The 16,352-nt window shown below is 70.4% G+C and carries 13 protein-coding genes; 7 read left to right on the top strand and 6 right to left on the bottom strand.

Annotation, left to right across the window (positions count from 1 at the left end):
- The first annotated feature begins 47 nt into the window (after positions 1–47).
- A complete protein-coding gene (locus ABZ842_RS09750) occupies positions 48–905 on the top strand; it encodes a maleylpyruvate isomerase family mycothiol-dependent enzyme (protein WP_361534571.1) in 858 nt (285 codons plus the stop codon).
- Positions 906–1,261: 356 nt separating this feature from the next.
- Here ABZ842_RS09750 and ABZ842_RS09745 read toward each other — a convergent pair whose 3' ends face one another.
- A complete protein-coding gene (locus tag ABZ842_RS09745; RefSeq protein WP_361534568.1) occupies positions 1,262–2,413 on the bottom strand; it encodes a LacI family DNA-binding transcriptional regulator in 1,152 nt (383 codons plus the stop codon).
- Between the two features lie 133 nt (positions 2,414–2,546).
- Between ABZ842_RS09745 and ABZ842_RS09740 the strand changes: the two genes are divergently transcribed.
- From ABZ842_RS09740 to ABZ842_RS09720, 5 genes are all read left to right on the top strand, one after another.
- The gene (locus ABZ842_RS09740; protein ID WP_361534565.1) at positions 2,547–3,698 is read left to right on the top strand and encodes a Gfo/Idh/MocA family oxidoreductase; all 1,152 of its coding nucleotides are present in this window, start codon (positions 2,547–2,549) and stop codon (positions 3,696–3,698) included.
- On the top strand, positions 3,695–4,921 hold the full coding sequence (locus tag ABZ842_RS09735; RefSeq protein WP_361534562.1) for a dihydrodipicolinate synthase family protein: 1,227 nt from the start codon (positions 3,695–3,697) through the stop codon (positions 4,919–4,921). The genes ABZ842_RS09740 and ABZ842_RS09735 overlap by 4 nt, the downstream gene beginning before the upstream one ends.
- A 3-nt stretch (positions 4,922–4,924) precedes the next feature.
- Positions 4,925–5,791 carry a sugar phosphate isomerase/epimerase family protein gene (locus tag ABZ842_RS09730; RefSeq protein ID WP_361534559.1) on the top strand — a complete coding sequence of 289 codons (867 nt, stop codon included), beginning with the start codon at positions 4,925–4,927 and terminating at the stop codon, positions 5,789–5,791.
- A 194-nt stretch (positions 5,792–5,985) separates the two neighbouring features.
- Positions 5,986–8,193 carry an ATP-dependent RecD-like DNA helicase gene (locus ABZ842_RS09725; protein WP_361534556.1) on the top strand — a complete coding sequence of 736 codons (2,208 nt, stop codon included), beginning with the start codon at positions 5,986–5,988 and terminating at the stop codon, positions 8,191–8,193.
- A 229-nt stretch (positions 8,194–8,422) separates the two neighbouring features.
- On the top strand, positions 8,423–9,712 hold the full coding sequence (locus ABZ842_RS09720; RefSeq protein ID WP_361534553.1) for a citrate synthase: 1,290 nt from the start codon (positions 8,423–8,425) through the stop codon (positions 9,710–9,712).
- Positions 9,713–10,443: 731 nt separating this feature from the next.
- Here ABZ842_RS09720 and ABZ842_RS09715 read toward each other — a convergent pair.
- Positions 10,444–10,758 (bottom strand): cation transporter, encoded by a 315-nt coding sequence (locus ABZ842_RS09715; protein WP_361534550.1) that lies wholly within the window; start codon positions 10,756–10,758, stop codon positions 10,444–10,446.
- 99 nt (positions 10,759–10,857) lie between these two features.
- Positions 10,858–11,457 (bottom strand): TetR/AcrR family transcriptional regulator, encoded by a 600-nt coding sequence (locus ABZ842_RS09710; protein ID WP_361535119.1) that lies wholly within the window; start codon positions 11,455–11,457, stop codon positions 10,858–10,860.
- 397 nt (positions 11,458–11,854) lie between these two features.
- Between ABZ842_RS09710 and ABZ842_RS09705 the strand changes: the two genes are divergently transcribed.
- A complete protein-coding gene (locus ABZ842_RS09705) occupies positions 11,855–14,185 on the top strand; it encodes an MMPL family transporter (RefSeq protein WP_361534547.1) in 2,331 nt (776 codons plus the stop codon).
- A 147-nt stretch (positions 14,186–14,332) separates the two neighbouring features.
- Here ABZ842_RS09705 and ABZ842_RS09700 read toward each other — a convergent pair whose 3' ends face one another.
- The 3 genes from ABZ842_RS09700 to ABZ842_RS09690 all read right to left on the bottom strand — a co-directional run bounded on the left by ABZ842_RS09700 (position 14,333) and on the right by ABZ842_RS09690 (position 16,337).
- Positions 14,333–14,905: a GNAT family protein gene (locus tag ABZ842_RS09700; RefSeq protein ID WP_361534544.1), complete on the bottom strand. Its 573-nt coding sequence runs from the start codon at positions 14,903–14,905 to the stop codon at positions 14,333–14,335.
- Between the two features lie 100 nt (positions 14,906–15,005).
- Positions 15,006–15,200 (bottom strand): MerR family transcriptional regulator, encoded by a 195-nt coding sequence (locus ABZ842_RS09695; RefSeq protein ID WP_361534541.1) that lies wholly within the window; start codon positions 15,198–15,200, stop codon positions 15,006–15,008.
- A 213-nt stretch (positions 15,201–15,413) separates the two neighbouring features.
- The gene (locus ABZ842_RS09690) at positions 15,414–16,337 is read right to left on the bottom strand and encodes a sugar phosphate isomerase/epimerase (RefSeq protein ID WP_361534537.1); all 924 of its coding nucleotides are present in this window, start codon (positions 16,335–16,337) and stop codon (positions 15,414–15,416) included.
- Between the last annotated feature and the right edge of the window lie 15 nt (positions 16,338–16,352).

Raw genomic sequence — 16,352 nt, 5'->3', positions numbered from 1 at the left:
GCGAAATCCGATCGCCCCTCGCACCCGCTGCTGTCACGCTGGAGCGCATGCCGTCGCAGCCCAAGGACACGTCCTGGCTCGGTCCTCCGATCGACGCCCGCCCCTTCTTCGCCCCCGAGCACCGTGCGCTGATCGCGACCCTGCGCGCGCTGCGGCCCGCGGATTGGCGGGCGGAAGCCGTCCCGGGCTGGACCGTGCGCGACCTCGCCGCACACCTCCTCGGCGACTGCTACGGCCGGCTGGCCCGCGACCGCGACGGCCACCAGGAGGGCCCCGCCTTCGCGCCGGGCGAGAGCCTTGAGGCGTTTATCCACCGCATCAACCAGGAGTGGGTCGACGCGTACGCCCGGGTCAGCCCCGCCGCGCTCGTCGACACCCTGGAACTGGTCGGCGGCCAGGTGAACGACTTCTTCGCGGCGACGGACCTCGATGCGCCCGCGCTGGGTGTGTCCTGGGCCGGGATCGACGCGGCGCCGATGTGGCTGGACTGCGCCCGGGAGTTCACCGAGTTCTGGACGCACCGTCAGCAGATCCGCCACGCCACCGGCCAGGCCACCGACCCGGCGCCGGGCCCGCTCGCCCTCGTACTGGACACCTTCGCGCGCGCCCTGCCGCACACCCTGCGCACGGTGTCCGCCCCCATCGGCACCCAGGTGCAACTCGCCGTCGACGCAGCCGCGATGTCGACGACGTGGACCGCCACCGCCACCGCCGAGCGCTGGTCCCTGGCGCAGCCGCCGACCGGCCGCCCGGCCGCGCGCGTCACCATGCCCCCGGAAACGGCATGGCGCCTGTGCACCCGCGCCATTCACCCGACAGCGGCACTGACCACCCCCGACGTCACCCTCGAAGGCAACCGCGACCTGGCCGAAGCCATCTGCCAAATCGTCTCCATCATCCACTGACCCCCCCGCCCCACTTTCGCCTGCGGCGGGGGTGCGCTTGTTCGGGAGCGTCGGGTCGCTACGCGAGCTACCCCACCGTCCCGCGTTCGCTGGTTGGTGTTGCGCGTACGGGGGTGGGGCGCGGTTGCTTGGGGGCGCGGGGAACTGCGCGAGACGTCCGACGGTCCCGCAGTCGCCGGTCGATCTTCCGCGTACGGCGCGAGCGCGGTTGTTCAGGGGCGCGGGGAACTGCGCGCTCAACCCCACCGCCCCGCGAAACGGCCAGTCACCCCACCCTTCCCCGACTTGCCAAGGCCGCGTCCAGCCTGGGACAGCCCGGGATCGCTAGGCCAGGCGGGGCCAGCCAGGTCACACCCCTACCCCCGCCCCGGCGGAGCCGTAGACGCTCGCGCCATCACCTCCGCCTCGATCGTCGCGATACCCCCCGGCGGCGGATCCTCCCGCCCCATCGCCAACCGCCCCGCCCGCGCCCCCGCCTCGAACAGCGGCAACCGCACGGTCGTCAGCGCTGGCACCGCATCGATCGAGAACGGCAGGTCGTCGAAGCCCGCCACCGACACGTCCGCCGGAATCCGCAACCCCTGGTCCCGCAGCGCCGCACACGCCCCCAACGCGACCGTGTCGTTCGCGGCCACGACCGCCGTGAGGTCCGGCGCCCGCCGCAGCAACTCCAACGTCGCGTCGTACCCGGAACTCCTGGAGTACGGCCCGTGGACCGTCAACCGCTCCTGCTCCGCCACATCACCCACGCCCGCAACCCCCACCTCCCGCGCCTCCGCCAACGCCGCCCGGTGCCCCTCCAGCCGATGTCGCGTCGTCGTGCGTTCGGTCGGCCCGGCCACGTACCCGATCCGCCGGTGCCCGAGCGCCAGCAGGTGCTCGGTGAGCCGCCGCGCCCCGCCGCGGTTGTCGAAGGTGAGCGCGGCGAGCACGGCATCGTCCCCCGAACCGGCCCCGGCACCGGTAACTGCACCCGAACCGACCCCCGCCGACCCCGTCGGCATCGGCGGCATCGGCGGCCGTCCGCACAGCACCACTCTCGTCCCCGCCTCCGCCAACCGCCCCAACTTCGCGGACATCGCCGCAATGTGCTCCGGATCCTCCAACGCGCCACCCGTGAGGACCACCCCCGCCGCCCGCTGCCGCTGAAGCAGCGTCAGATACGTCAGCTCCCGCTCGGGGGAGCCCCCGGTGTTGCAGACGACGACCAGCTTCTCGCCGCCCGCGCGACCCGAGCCCTCCTGCCCGCCTATCTCGGTCTGTGCCGCCCCGGCCATGATCCCGAAGAACGGGTCGGCGATGTCGTTGACCAGGATCCCGACCAGGTCGGACGTCGCGGCGGCGAGCGAACTCGCCGGCCCGTTCAGTACGTAGTCCAACTCCTCCACGGCCTGCAACACCCGCGCCCGCGTCGACGCCGCGACCGGGTAGTTGCCGTTGAGCACCCGGGACACGGTGGCCGGGGACACCCGGGCGCGCGCGGCGACATCCGTCAGGGTGACTGTCATCGCTTTCCTCCTGGGGAGATCGGCCACGGCCCTTGTCCGGCCGCTGTGCGCAGGCTAGCGTCATACCACTTTAGAAAGCGCTTGCTATCGCTGTTTCGAGTACGCCGCCCGACGTCAGCCTGGAGGCATTTTCGTGACACAACGGACAGTGCGGATCGCCGTGAACGGCGTCACCGGGCGGATGGGCTACCGGCAGCACCTCGTGCGTTCGCTGCTCGCCCTGCGCGACCAGGGCGGTCTTGACCTGGGCGACGGCGAGGTCCTGTTTCCCGAGCCCGTCCTCGTCGGCCGCCGTGCCCCCGCGCTCCGCGCCATCGCTGAGCGGCACGGCATCCCGCACTGGACCACCGACCTCGACGCCGTCCTCGCCGACGACGGCGTCGAGGTCTACTTCGACGCCCAGGCCACCTCCGCCCGCGTACCCGCGCTGCGCCGGGCCATCGCCGCGGGCAAGCACGTCTACACGGAGAAGCCGACCGCCCCCGACCTCGCGAGCGCCCTGGAACTGGCCCGCCTCGCGGACGCCGCCGGCATCCGCCACGGAGTGGTCCAGGACAAGATCTTCCTGCCGGGGCTGCTGAAGCTGAAGCGCCTGGTCGACGGCGGCTTCTTCGGCGACGTCCTCTCCGTGCGCGGGGAGTTCGGCTACTGGGTGTTCGAAGGCGACTGGCAGGAGGCCCAACGCCCGTCGTGGAACTACCGCAGCGAGGACGGTGGCGGGATCACCCTCGACATGTTCCCCCACTGGGCCTACGTCCTGGACGACCTCTTCGGCCGGGCCACGAGCGTCTACGCGCACGCCACGACCCACGTGCCGCAGCGCTGGGACGAGCGCGGCAAGCCCTACCCGGCGACCGCCGACGACGCCGTGTACGCGGTCTTCCAGCTCGCCGGCGGCGCCGTCGCCCAGATCAACTCGTCCTGGGCGGTGCGGGTGATGCGGGACGAACTGGTGGAGTTCCAAGTGGACGGCACGCACGGCTCCGCCGTCGCGGGTCTTCGCCGCTGCCGCGCCCAGCACCGCTCGGCCACCCCCAAACCGGTCTGGAACCCCGACCTCCCCGCGGGCGCGTCCTTCCGCGACCAGTGGCAGGAGATCCCGGACAACCAGGAGTACGAGAACGGCTTCAAGGCGCAGTGGGAGCTCTTCCTGCGCCACGTCGCCCGCGGCACGCCGTACCACTGGGACCTGCTCGCCGGCGCCCGCGGCGTACAACTGGCGGAGCTGGGTCTGCGCTCCTCCACGGAGGGCCGACGCGTCGAAGTGCCGGAGCTCGCACTGTGACCATCCGACTGCCGGGCCAGGACGGGACGCTGCGCTCCTACGCACCGCGGGCCCAGCCCCTGCGACTTGCGCCCCGGCCAGCCCCGCCGGCCTCCCGCACCGTCTTCGCGGCGGCCCACGTCGTGGCCGACCCGTGCGCCGACCCCCACTCGGGGACCCACCCCGAAGCCCACGCAGGTCCGCCCGTCGCAGGGAGCACCGCCGGACGGGGTCCCCGCTCCGCGGTGGACTGGGACGCCACCCTCGCCTTCCGCCGGCACCTGTGGTCGTACGGGCTGGGCGTTGCCGAAGCCATGGACACGGCTCAACGGGGCACGGGCCTGGACTGGCCGACCGCCGCCGAACTGATCCGCCGCTCCACTGCCGAGGCCCGGTCCGTCGGCGGAACCGTCGTCTGCGGAGTCGGCACGGACCAACTCACCGGCCCGGCCACGCTCCCCGCCGTCCGCCGCGCCTACGAGGAGCAACTCGCCCTCGTCGAGGACACCGGCGCCCGGGCGGTGCTGATGGCCTCCCGCGCCCTCGCGGCCACCGCCCGCACCCCCGACGACTATCGGGACCTCTACGGGCACTTGCTGCGCCAGTCCGCCCGCCCGGTGATCCTGCACTGGCTCGGGCCGATGTTCGACCCGGCGCTCGAAGGCTACTGGGGCAGCGACGACCTGGACGCGGCCACCGACACCTTCCTCGACGTCGTCCACGCCCACCCGGACAAGGTCGACGGCGTGAAGATCTCGCTTCTCGACGCAGGCCGGGAAGTCGCGCTGCGCCGACGGCTGCCACCCGGCGTGCGCTGCTACACGGGCGACGACTTCCACTATCCAGAGCTGATCGCCGGCGACGAGCACGGCCACAGCGACGCCCTGCTCGGCGTCTTCGACCCGCTGGGTCCGCTGGCCGCGGAAGCCGTACGCGCCCTCGACGCGACCGGGACCGACGCCTTCCGTGCGCTGCTCGACCCCACCGTCACCCTCGCCCGCCACCTCTTCGAACCGCCCACCCGCCACTACAAGACCGGAATCGTGCTGTTGGCCTGGCTCGCCGGTCACCAGAGCCACTTCTCCATGCTCGGCGGACTCCAGTCCGCCCGCTCGCTGCCCCACCTCGCGCGGGCCTACGAACTCGCCGACGGACTCGGCCTCTTCCCCGACCCGGAGCTGGCCGAAGCCCGGATGGCGTCCCTGCTCGATGTGTACGGAGTCGACGTCGCGTACGGAGCCTGAACCATGACCGACACCATGCCCCGCGACGCGGGCGCACCACCAGCGGACCTCAGCCGCTTCAGCATCAACCAGATGACCGTGAAGCAACTCTCCCTCCCCGAACTCCTCGACGGCTGCGCCCGCCTCGGCATCCCGGGCGTCGGCCTGTGGCGCGCCCCGGTGCACGCACACGGGCTGACCGCGGCGGCGAAACTCCTCGGTGACGCCGGGCTCGCCGTCACCAGCCTGTGCCGCGGCGGCTTCTTCACCGCCGCCGACCCGGCGGAACGCTCCCGGGCCCTGGACGACAACCGGGCGGCCGTCGACGAGGCCGCGACCCTCGGCACGGACACCCTGGTACTGGTCTCCGGGGGGCTGCCGACGGGCAGCAAGGACCTCCCGGGCGCCCGGGAACGGATCTCCGATGCACTGCATGAACTCACCTCCTACGCCGGCGAGCGCGGTGTGCGCCTCGCTCTGGAACCTCTCCATCCGATGTACGCGGCCGACCGGTGCGCGATCTCCACGCTCACGCAGGCACTCGACATCGCCGAGCGCTTCCCGCCCCACCAGGTTGGGGTGGTCGTGGACACCTACCACGTCTGGTGGGACGACACGGCAGCCGCTGCGGTCGTGCGGGCGGGGGCCGCCGGCCGCATCCACGCCTTCCAACTGGCCGACTGGACGACGCCTTTGCCCAAGGGCGTCCTCACCGGCCGGGGCCAGCTCGGCGACGGCTGCATCGACCTGCGGCAGTGGCGGCGCAGGGTGGACGCCGCCGGCTACCGAGGGCCGATCGAAGTCGAGCTGTTCAACGACGAACTGTGGGCGCGCGACGGCATGGACGTCCTGATCGAGACCGCCCGCCGCTTCGTGGAGCACGCCCGGTGACCATGCCTGGTGACCACGTCCGATGAGCACGCCCGTGATCACGACCTGTCTCGACCCGGGCTGCGATGGTGCGAGCCCGTGTCACCACGATAGGCACGAGAGCCCGACGACCCCCGAGTTATCCACAGGCGGGGGGGTGAGAGGGTTTTCCACAGGCCGCTCGGAGTGTCGGACCGTGGCGGTAGCGTCGTGGCATGTCCAATCTTTCGGTGGTCGAAGGGGTCCTTGAGCGGATCACCTACGCCAATGAGGAGAACGGATACACGGTCGCCCGCGTCGACACCGGCCGTGGCTCCGGCGATCTGCTCACTGTGGTCGGCTCGCTGCTCGGCGCGCAGCCGGGCGAGTCCCTGCGGATGGAAGGCCGTTGGGGCTCCCACCCGCAGTACGGCAAGCAGTTCACCGTGGAGAACTACACGACGGTGCTGCCCGCCACGGTCCAGGGCATCCGCCGCTATCTCGGCTCGGGCCTGATCAAGGGCATCGGCCCGCGCATCGCCGAGCGGATCGTCGACCACTTCGGCATCGACACCCTCGACGTCATCGAGGGCGAGCCCGCCCGCCTCATCGAGGTCCCCGGCCTCGGCCCCAAGCGCACCAAGCTCATCGGCACCGCGTGGGAGGAGCAGAAGGCCATCAAGGAGGTCATGGTCTTCCTCCAGGGCGTGGGCGTCTCCACCTCCATCGCGGTCCGCATCTACAAGAAGTACGAGGACGCGTCGATCTCCGTCGTGAAGAACCAGCCGTACCGCCTCGCCGCGGACGTCTGGGGCATCGGGTTCCTCACCGCGGACAAGATCGCCCAGGCCGTGGGCATACCGCACGACAGCCCGGAGCGCGTCAAGGCCGGCCTCCAGTACGCGCTGTCGCAATCCACCGACCAGGGCCACTGCTTCCTGCCCGAGGAGCAGCTGATCGCCGACGCCGTGAAGCTGCTCCAGGTCGACACCGGCCTCGTGATCGACTGCCTCGCGGAGCTGGCGGCGGAAGAGGAAGGGGTCGTGCGAGAACAGGTGCCGTCCCCCGATGGCGCCGAATCGGTCACCGCGGTGTACCTGGTCCCCTTCCACCGCGCCGAGCTGTCGCTGGCGGCCCAGGTGCAGCGGCTGCTGCGGGCCTCCGACGACCGGATGCCGGGCTTCCAGGACGTCGCCTGGGACAAGGCGCTGGCCTGGCTCGCGGACCGGACGGGCGCGAAGTTGGCGCCCGAGCAGGAGGCCGCCGTGCGCCTCGCGCTCACCAGCCGGGTGGCGGTGCTGACGGGCGGCCCGGGGTGCGGCAAGTCGTTCACCGTCCGTTCGGTGGTGGAGCTGGCCCGGGCGAAGAAGGCCAAGGTCGTGCTGGCCGCGCCCACGGGCCGGGCGGCCAAGCGGCTCTCCGAGCTCACCGGTGCCGAGGCGTCCACGGTGCACCGCCTCCTGGAGCTGAAGCCCGGCGGAGACGCGGCGTACGACCGCGACCGACCGCTGGACGCGGACCTGGTCGTGGTGGACGAGGCGTCCATGCTCGACCTGCTCCTCGCCAACAAGCTGGTGAAGGCCGTCGCCCCCGGAGCGCACCTGTTGCTGGTGGGCGACGTGGACCAGCTCCCCAGCGTCGGCGCCGGCGAGGTGCTGCGGGACCTGCTCGCCGACGGCGGCCCCGTGCCGAACGTCCGGTTGACCCGGATCTTCCGCCAGGCGCAGCAGTCCGGCGTCGTCACCAACGCCCACCGGATCAATTCCGGCGTACCGCCCATCACCACCGGCCTGCCGGACTTCTTCCACTTCGTCGTCGAGGACACGGAGGAGGCGGGCAAGGTCACCGTTGATGTAGCTGCACACAGAATTCCGGCCAAATTTCGCCTTGATCCGCGGCGGGACGTGCAGGTATTGGCTCCGATGCACCGGGGTCCCGCGGGCGCCGGCGCGCTCAACGGGCTGCTCCAGCAGGCCGTCACGCCCGCCCGTCCGGACGTGGCCGAGAAGCGTTTCGGCGGCCGGGTCTTCCGCGTCGGCGACAAGGTCACCCAGATCCGCAACAACTACGAGAAGGGCGAGAACGGCGTCTTCAACGGCACCGTCGGCGTGGTCACCTCCCTCCACCTGGAGGAACAGCGTCTGACGGTGCTCACCGACGAAGACGAGGAAGTGCCCTACGACTTCGACGAACTGGACGAATTGGCACATGCGTACGCGGTGACCATCCACCGTTCACAGGGGAGTGAATACCCCGCCGTGGTGATCCCAGTCACCACCGGTGCGTGGATGATGCTCCAGCGCAACCTCCTCTACACGGCGGTGACCCGGGCGAAGAAGTTGGTCGTGCTGGTCGGGTCCCGTCGGGCCATCGGGCAGGCCGTGCGCACGGTTTCCGCAGGCAGACGCTTCACCGCGCTGGACCATCGGCTCGCCGGAGGCTGATCCGGGCGCGGCTCGCCCGCCCGGGGGACCGCTCGCCCAGGTGGGGTGGGAAATGACACCCCGACTTCCGGAATCCGGGCGAACGGGGCAGGATGAGCAGGTTGGCGGCACTGAGTGCCGCCAACGGGCCCAATGGTCGACCCCGAGTGCACTCTCATGCGCCAAATGGGGGATGGTAGAGACAGTCAGGGCACCTCGAAGAAGAGGCACTACGTCGGTGAGGGATGACGTGAGCGACAACTCTGTAGTACTGCGGTACGCGGACGGTGAGTACACCTACCCGGTGGTCGAGAGCACCGTCGGTGACAAGGGCTTCGACATCGGGAAGCTCCGGGCCCAGACGGGTCTCGTGACCCTGGACAGCGGCTACGGCAACACGGCCGCCTACAAGTCCGCGATCACCTACCTCGACGGCGAGCAGGGCATCCTGCGCTACCGCGGCTACCCCATCGAGCAGCTGGCCGAGCGCTCCACCTTCCTTGAGGTGGCCTACCTGCTCATCAACGGGGAACTCCCGACCGTCGACGAGCTGGCCGCGTTCAAGAACGAGATCACCCAGCACACCCTGCTGCACGAGGACGTCAAACGGTTCTTCGACGGCTTCCCGCGCGACGCCCACCCGATGGCCATGCTGTCCTCCGTGGTCAGCGCCCTGTCCACGTTCTACCAGGACAGCCACAACCCCTTCGACGAGAAGCAGCGCGACCTCTCCACGATCCGGCTGCTGGCCAAGCTGCCCACGATCGCGGCGTACGCGTACAAGAAGTCGATCGGGCACCCCTTCGTCTACCCGCGGAACGACCTCGGCTACGTGGAGAACTTCCTGCGCATGACCTTCTCGGTCCCCGCGCAGGAGTACGACCTCGACCCGGTCGTCGTCGCCGCGCTCGACAAGCTGCTGATCCTGCACGCGGACCACGAGCAGAACTGCTCGACGTCCACGGTCCGCCTGGTGGGCTCCTCACAGGCGAACATGTTCGCCTCCATCTCCGCGGGCATCTCCGCGCTCTGGGGCCCACTGCACGGTGGCGCCAACCAGTCGGTGCTGGAGATGCTGGAGGGCATCCAGCAGTCCGGCGGCGACGTCGACTCCTTCATCCGCAAGGTGAAGAACAAGGAAGACGGCGTGAAGCTCATGGGCTTCGGGCACCGCGTCTACAAGAACTTCGACCCCCGGGCGAAGATCATCAAGGCGGCGGCGCACGACGTCCTGTCGGCCCTCGGCAAGTCCGACGAGCTGCTGGACATCGCCCTCAAGCTCGAAGAGCACGCCCTCGCCGACGACTACTTCGTTGAGCGCAAGCTCTACCCGAACGTCGACTTCTACACCGGCCTGATCTACCGGGCCATGGGCTTCCCGACCGAGATGTTCACCGTGCTCTTCGCGCTCGGCCGGCTCCCCGGCTGGATCGCCCAGTGGCACGAGATGATCAAGGAGCCGGGCTCCCGCATCGGCCGTCCGCGGCAGATCTACACCGGCGAGGTCCTGCGCGACTTCGTCCCGGTCGAGGCCCGCTGACCGGCTGACCAGTCCGAGCGCCCGCCACGGGGCGCCCAGGCGAACGGAAGCGCCCCACCGCCGATCCCCCCACGGGTCGGCGAGTGGGGCGCTTCCCATATCCCCGGAGCGGATTCCCCCCACGGGATCCGGCCGGGCGTCTGCAACCGCAGTTGCTCACGCGGTCTGCCGGGGTACGTACGCACGGGAGGGCCGCTCAAAGCTCCCCGGGCACGTGCCCCGGCCAACGCTTGCCTGGGATGTCCCCCAAGACAACCCATGAACGTCCCCCAAGACGTTCTCGGCATCGTCCATTTAGACCCGCGAGGAGCCTCAATGGTTACCCCTCAATATCTGTGATCTAGGTCTCTTTGTGAAGGTCTTGTGCCTCGGGTGTAGCTGAGGCGCGGAGCGCGGGCCGTGGCTACCCCTATGGGGGAGCGCCGTGCACCCCTATCGGGTGCATTATCGATCACGGTTCTGAGCTGCGGCAATGCTTGCATTCATGATCGTTTGTGGCAGCTTTCGGCGCTCGCCGGACGGCGTTGCGGAGTCCCGTCGGACGCGCCAGATGAGAGACGGATCACGTATCCCCGTGTCCGGCATGTCGGACGGCCGGTCGGTCGGCCGGGCCCCCGGCGCGTGCTGCGGGGTGGTCCGGAGGTGCGCCAGGGCCGTACGGAAGCGGTGGAAGCTGCCTCCGTACGGCCCTGGTGATCTAGTGGGTGATGCTGGCGGCGTGTCGGCGGGGCTCAGGCCGTGCCGGTCAGCTCGTAACCGGCCTCGTCCACCGCGGCGCGTACGGCCTCCTCGTCGAGGGCGGCCTCGGACACCACGGTGACCAGGCCGGTCGAGGCGACGGCCGAGACCGAGGTCACGCCGGCGATGGCGGAGATCTCGCCGGCGATGGCGCCCTCGCAGTGGCCGCAGGTCATTCCGGTGACCTTGTAGACGGTCGTTACCGCGCCCTCGGTCGCGGCCTCCTTCGCGCCCGTGCCGCAGGAGCTGCCACCGCAGCAGCTGGAGGCGGAGGTCTCGACGATCTCGATGTCGGACTGAGCGGTCATGGCGTTCTCCTCGTGGGGCGTGAGCAGCATTCGTGGCATACCGGGCATTGCGGGAGCCCTGTCGACTCCCGCGCTCGCGATGCTCACCATACTATACCCCTAGGGGGTATGGAAGGAGGCGCAGGATTCGGTGTGGTCCTCGGGGAAGAGTGGTTCCAGGTAGCGATACATCGCCCGCTTGACCTCCGTCGCGTACGCCTCGCGCTCTGTCCCCTCGTGCGTGAGGACGAGGTCCAGGCCCGCCTTGAAGATCGCGAAGCTGGTGTTCGCGATGAGGGTGAGCTGTGCGGGCGGCGCGTCGGGGAGGTAGCTGCTGATGACGCCCTCCAGGCGGGTCAGCAGGCTCGCGTGGATCGCCTCGAACTCCTGGGTGATCTGGCCGGGCGCGCCTGGGCCGTGGATCAGGACCGCGAAGGCCGGGTTCTCGTAGTTGAACGCGAACAGCGGGTCCAGTACCGCGTCCAGCATTTGGTCGAACGGGAGGTCGAGGCTGGTCGCCTCCAGTGCCGCGCCGTGGGACCGGTGCCAGTCTTCGAGTAGCCGGCCGCCGAGTTCGATGGCGATGGCTTCCTTGTTCGGGAAGAACTGGTAGAGCGTGCCGGGCGAGACGCCCGCCTCGCGGGCGATGGCATTGGTGCTGGCGCTTGTGTAGCCGGAGGTGCAGAAGACCTTGGCTGCGGCGTCCAGGAGCTGCGCGATTCGGCGCTCCCCCCGGGCCTGTCGGCGGCGCGGCTTGGCGGGCGGGCCGGGCGTGGGCGTGTCAGGCGCCGGCGGGTCGGACGCGGGTGTGCCAGGCGCGGGTGTCTCGGGTGTGGGTGTTTCGGGCGGGGGTCTGTCGGACGCGCCGTCGGGCGCGGGTGCCCCGGCGGCTTCCGTGGGTGCGGCGGGGTTCGGGCCTGTCGACTCCCGCCTTCTCGGCTCTGGCACTGATATCCCCAGCTTTTCGATGCGGTTGACAAACGCGAGCGCTCACTCGCATTCTAGTCTTCACGCTAATGCGAGCGACCACTCGTGTTTGTCGTGCATTGGTGACGATCGCCCCGTGCGCGCGCTCTCGCGGTGTACGCACGGGCCACGGTGAAGGGGACACCGCACGATGTCCGAAGTCAACCGCTCGTCCGGGGTGCAAAGCTCGCGCCCCGAGCAGGAGAAGCTCGCGCTCGGGCGATGGACCCGACTCGTCACCGCACGACCACGCCTGGCGTTGTTAGCCGCTCTCGTGGTCACGGTGCTCGCCGTCTTCGCCGGCAGTGGCGTCGCGGATCGCATGGGCAGTGGCGGATGGGAGGACCCCGGTGCCGAATCTGCCTACGCCACCAAGGCGCTGGAGCGGGAGTTCCCCGAGTCCCAGCCCAATCTCCTCCTGCTCGTCGACGCAGGCCGGCAGAGCGTTGACGGCGAGGCTGTGGCCGCCGAAGGGCGGCGGCTCACCGAGCTCCTGTCCGCCGAGGACGACGTCACGGTCGTGGGGTCGTACTGGCAGAGCCCGTCACCCGCGCTGCGCTCCGAGGAGGGCCATGAGGCGCTGATCGTCGCCCGGATCCTGGGGGACGAGAATGCCGCCACCCGGACGCTGGAGCGGATCTGGGACACCTTCCGTGGCGAGCACGGCCCGGTGGAGGTCTCCATCGGCGGTCCCGTCGCCGTGAACCACGAGATGACGACGATCATCCAGGACGACCTGTTGCGGGCGGAGTTGATCGCCCTGCCGATCACGCTGCTGCTGTTGATCCTGGTCTTCGGCAGCGTGATCGCCGCGCTGTTGCCACTGGGCGTCGGCATCGTCGCCATTCTGGGGACGAACGCGGTGTTGCGCGGCATCACCGAGTTCACCGACGTCTCCGTCTTCGCGCAGAACCTCACCACAGCGCTCGGCCTCGGCCTCGCCATTGACTACGCCCTGTTCATCGTGCGCCGCTTCCGCGAGGAACTGGCCACCGGAGCCGAGGTGAGGGACGCGGTCGGCGCCACCCTGCGCACGGCCGGGCGCACCGTCTTGTTCTCCGCCCTCACGGTCGCGGTCTCCCTCGCCGCCATGCTCGTCTTCCCGCAGTACTTCCTGCGCTCCTTCGCCTACGCGGGCATCGCCGTGGTCGCCTTGGCCGCCGTGGCGGCGCTCGTCCTGCTCCCGGCCGCCCTGATGTTGCTGGGTGACCGGATCAACTCCCTCGACCTGCGCGCCCTGTTCCGGCGCCGCCGCGGTCGTGCCGAGCGGCCCGGGGGCGAGGGCTCCCGGGAGGCCAGGGGCGGCTGGGCGCGGCTGGCCGATCTGGTGATGCGCCGCGCCCCGCTCTTCGCCTTCACCACGGTCACCGCCCTGGTCCTGCTGGGGCTGCCCTTCCTGGGCGTCAAGTTCGGTACGCCGGACTACCGCCAGTTGCCGTCGTCCGCAGAGTCGCACGTGGTGCAGCAGCACATCAGGGACGGCTTCCCCGGCAGCCCGGACGGCGGCATCGAGATCTTCGCGGAAGCCGGTGACTCCGCCGACTCCGCCGGTGCGGGCGGCGTGAGTGCCGAGCAGTACGCCGCGTACCGCGACCGGGTCGCCGCGCTTCCCGCAGTGCTGCGGGTGGACGGACCGATCACCTCCGGCAGCGCTGCGTACTTCACCGTCCAGCCCAAGGGCGAGGCGGTGGGGCAGGGGGCCCAGAGCCTGGTGCACGAGATCCGTGACGTCCCGGCCCCGTTCGAGACGTCCGTGACGGGCCGTGCGGCCGTCCTGGAGGACTCCAAGGCGGCGATCGCGGGTGAGCTGCCGCTCGCCCTCGCGTTCATCGTCGTGGTGACGCTGCTCCTGGTGTTCCTGCTGACCGGCAGCGTGCTGATCCCCCTCCAGGCGGTCCTGCTCAACGGCCTCAGCCTCACGGCCATGTTCGGCGCCGTGGTCTGGGTCTTCCAGGACGGCCATCTGTCCGGGCTGCTCGGCTTCACGTCGACCGGGGACATCGAGGCGAATCTGCCCGTGCTGATGTTCTGCGTCGCCTTCGGCCTCTCCATGGACTACGGCGTCTTCCTGCTCTCCCGCATCAAGGAGGAGTACGACCGCACGCATGACCACGAGCACGCCATCCGCTTCGGGCTCCAGCGCACCGGAGGGCTGATCACCGCAGCCGCGCTGATCCTCGCCGTGGTGATGGTCGCCATCGGCACCTCCCGGATCACCAACACCAAGATGCTGGGCCTGGGGCTCGCGGTGGCGGTGTTGATGGACGCGATGGTGGTCCGCGGGCTGTTGGTGCCGTCGGTGATGAAGCTCACCGGGGTGCGTACGTGGTGGGCGCCGGCGCCGCTGCGGAGGTTCCACGAGCGGTTCGGGCTCAGTGAGGGGGAGATACCGCCCGCCCCGCCCGTAGCGGCGGGGACAGGGGCCAGCGACGAGGCCGCTGCCGAGGCCGCCCGGGACGCGGTGGACACGACGCGGACCTGAGCTCCCGGGTTCCCGGGGCGGGTTTCGAAGGCCGGAGCGGTAGCCCCGGGGCAGTGCCGGTGGTACCAGCACCAGCGAACGCACCCGGGGCCGGCCAGCCAGGCCAGGACAGGCCAAGCAGGCCAGGGCAGATCTGGTCTGGTCTGATCAGGCGTCGGCGCGGGCGGCCCACTCGCTGGCCAGCATCGACATCGCGGTGGCGTTCACCCACTCTCCTCGATGGCGCAGCACCTCGCGCTCGACCCCCTCGGCGACGAACCCGACCTTCTCGTAGACGCGGCGGGCGCGGGGGTTGAAGTCGAAGACGCTCAGCGCGATCCGGTGGAGGCCGACGTGGGTGAAGCCGTGGCCGACGATCAGCCGGGTGGCCTCGGTGCCGAGGCCGCGATCGCGCCCCTTGGGGCCGATCAGGGTGCGGAAGCGGCAGTTCTGGTTGGCCGGGTCCCACTCGTGGAGGACGACCTCGCCGACGACCTCGCCGTTCGCCCGGTTCACGACCGCGAGGTCGAGGCGGTCGGACTGGTCGTTGCGGGAGGTGTACCAGGCGCGCAGGGCTGCGTCCGCCGTCTCGTCGTCCTCGGGAGCCCCGGTGAAGTGGAGGACGTCGCGATCGCCCAGGATCTCGATCATCGTGGGGACGTCGGCTTCGGTGAAGGGGCGGAGCGTGACCCGTTCCCCGTGCAGGGTCGGTTTGAGGGAGAAACCGGAGGTGGCGTTCATGGGGGCATTGTCGAAAGCGCGGGAAGCGTTCGGCAATCCAATATGACGTGCGGAGGTCCCGCACCCCTGGTCGAAGTGCGGGACCCAGGACGACGCACGGTCAGCGGCGACCCCTGTTGCCCGGGCGGTTGGCCACCCAGGCACGGATGGTGTCGGCGTACCAATAGGGCTTTCCGGCCTCGACGAGGTCGGGGGGCGGGAGATGTCCGTGCTTGCGGTAGGAGCGGACGGTGTCCGGTTGGACCCGGATGTGAGCGGCGATCTCCTTGTACGACCAGAGCCTTCTGTCCGACATCTGAGTGGCACCTCCTTGCGTGGCCGCAGTCACGGTTGGGGGACCGTGAGGGACCTGCGGCGGAAACGCCTGTCGATCACTGAGCCTGGCGCCTGGAGCCGGTCGAAGAGGAGGGGAAGGGCGGTGATGTTGATCAGCTGTGACGGAAGACCCGCGTAATCGGGACATGTGTGATGAGCATCTGACAACCCTGCCAGATAAGGCACTTGGGTGTCAGGCCCCGCAAGAGCGCAGGAATTGCCGGGTCCTTCGGGCGATCGGTAGGGGTTTGTCCGGTGGGCAGGGGTACATGTCCTGCTCGACGATGGCGAACAGGTCGATGTCGAGGGCCTGGGCCGCGGCCAGGACGGGTTCCAGGGCGGGCACCCCGGTGGGCGGCTCGCACATCACGCCGCGCGCCACGGCCGGGCCGAAGGGCAGGTCCTCCGCGACGACTCCGGCCAGCACCGCGGGGTCGACCTGCTTGAGGTGGAGGTAGCCGAGTCGTTCGCCGTACGTCTCGATCAGCTTGACGCTGTCGCCGCCGCAGTAGGCGTAGTGCCCGGTGTCCAGGCAGAGCGAGACCAGCTCCGGGTCGGTGCCGTCGAGGAAGCGGGCGACGTTCTCCTCGCCGTCGATGTGGGTGTCCGCGTGCGGGTGGACCACGATCCGCAGCCCGTACCGCTCGCGCACCTCACGGCTCAGCCGTTCCGTCTGACCGGTCAGGTCCCGCCATTGCGCTGCGGTCAGGGTGCTGTCCTCCAGTACCCTTCCCGTCTTGTCGTCCCGCCAGAAGGCCGGGATCACGACGAGGTGGCGGGCGCCCGTGTCCCGGGCGAGCGCCGCGATGGCCGAGACGTGCTCCCAGGTCCGGTCCCAGACCGCGGGGCCGTGATGCAGCCCGGTGAAGACCGTGCCCGCCGAGACCTTCAGCCCGCGGCGCCCGGTCTCCGCGCCGAGCACGGCGGGGTCGGTGGGCAGATAGCCGTACGGGCCGAGTTCGATCCACTCGTAGCCCGCGTCGGCGACCTCGTCGAGGAAGCGCTGCCAGGGGACCTGTCGGGGGTCGTCGGGGAACCACACGCCCCAGGAGTCGGGGGCCGAGCCGACCCGGATGCGGCTGAGGGGAGCGGCGGGGGACGAGGCGCGGGGCGTCATGCCATCGAGCTTTCC

Origin of the sequence: Streptomyces sp. NPDC047315, from assembly GCF_040643215.1 — a bacterium.
Taxonomy (GTDB): domain Bacteria; phylum Actinomycetota; class Actinomycetes; order Streptomycetales; family Streptomycetaceae; genus Streptomyces.
This window is presented reverse-complemented; position numbering and strand designations above follow the sequence as displayed.

Excerpts from the sequence above, each read along its gene's own strand:
- ABZ842_RS09700 (WP_361534544.1), bottom strand. The coding sequence starts at position 14,905 with ATGAACGCCACCTCCGGTTTCTCCCTCAAACCGACCCTGCACGGGGAA.
- ABZ842_RS09705 (WP_361534547.1), top strand. The coding sequence starts at position 11,855 with ATGTCCGAAGTCAACCGCTCGTCCGGGGTGCAAAGCTCGCGCCCCGAG.
- ABZ842_RS09730 (WP_361534559.1), top strand. The coding sequence starts at position 4,925 with ATGACCGACACCATGCCCCGCGACGCGGGCGCACCACCAGCGGACCTC.
- ABZ842_RS09745 (WP_361534568.1), bottom strand. The coding sequence starts at position 2,413 with ATGACAGTCACCCTGACGGATGTCGCCGCGCGCGCCCGGGTGTCCCCG.
- ABZ842_RS09695 (WP_361534541.1), bottom strand. The coding sequence starts at position 15,200 with ATGTCGGACAGAAGGCTCTGGTCGTACAAGGAGATCGCCGCTCACATC.
- ABZ842_RS09750 (WP_361534571.1), top strand. The coding sequence starts at position 48 with ATGCCGTCGCAGCCCAAGGACACGTCCTGGCTCGGTCCTCCGATCGAC.
- ABZ842_RS09725 (WP_361534556.1), top strand. The coding sequence starts at position 5,986 with ATGTCCAATCTTTCGGTGGTCGAAGGGGTCCTTGAGCGGATCACCTAC.
- ABZ842_RS09715 (WP_361534550.1), bottom strand. The coding sequence starts at position 10,758 with ATGACCGCTCAGTCCGACATCGAGATCGTCGAGACCTCCGCCTCCAGC.
- ABZ842_RS09690 (WP_361534537.1), bottom strand. The coding sequence starts at position 16,337 with ATGACGCCCCGCGCCTCGTCCCCCGCCGCTCCCCTCAGCCGCATCCGG.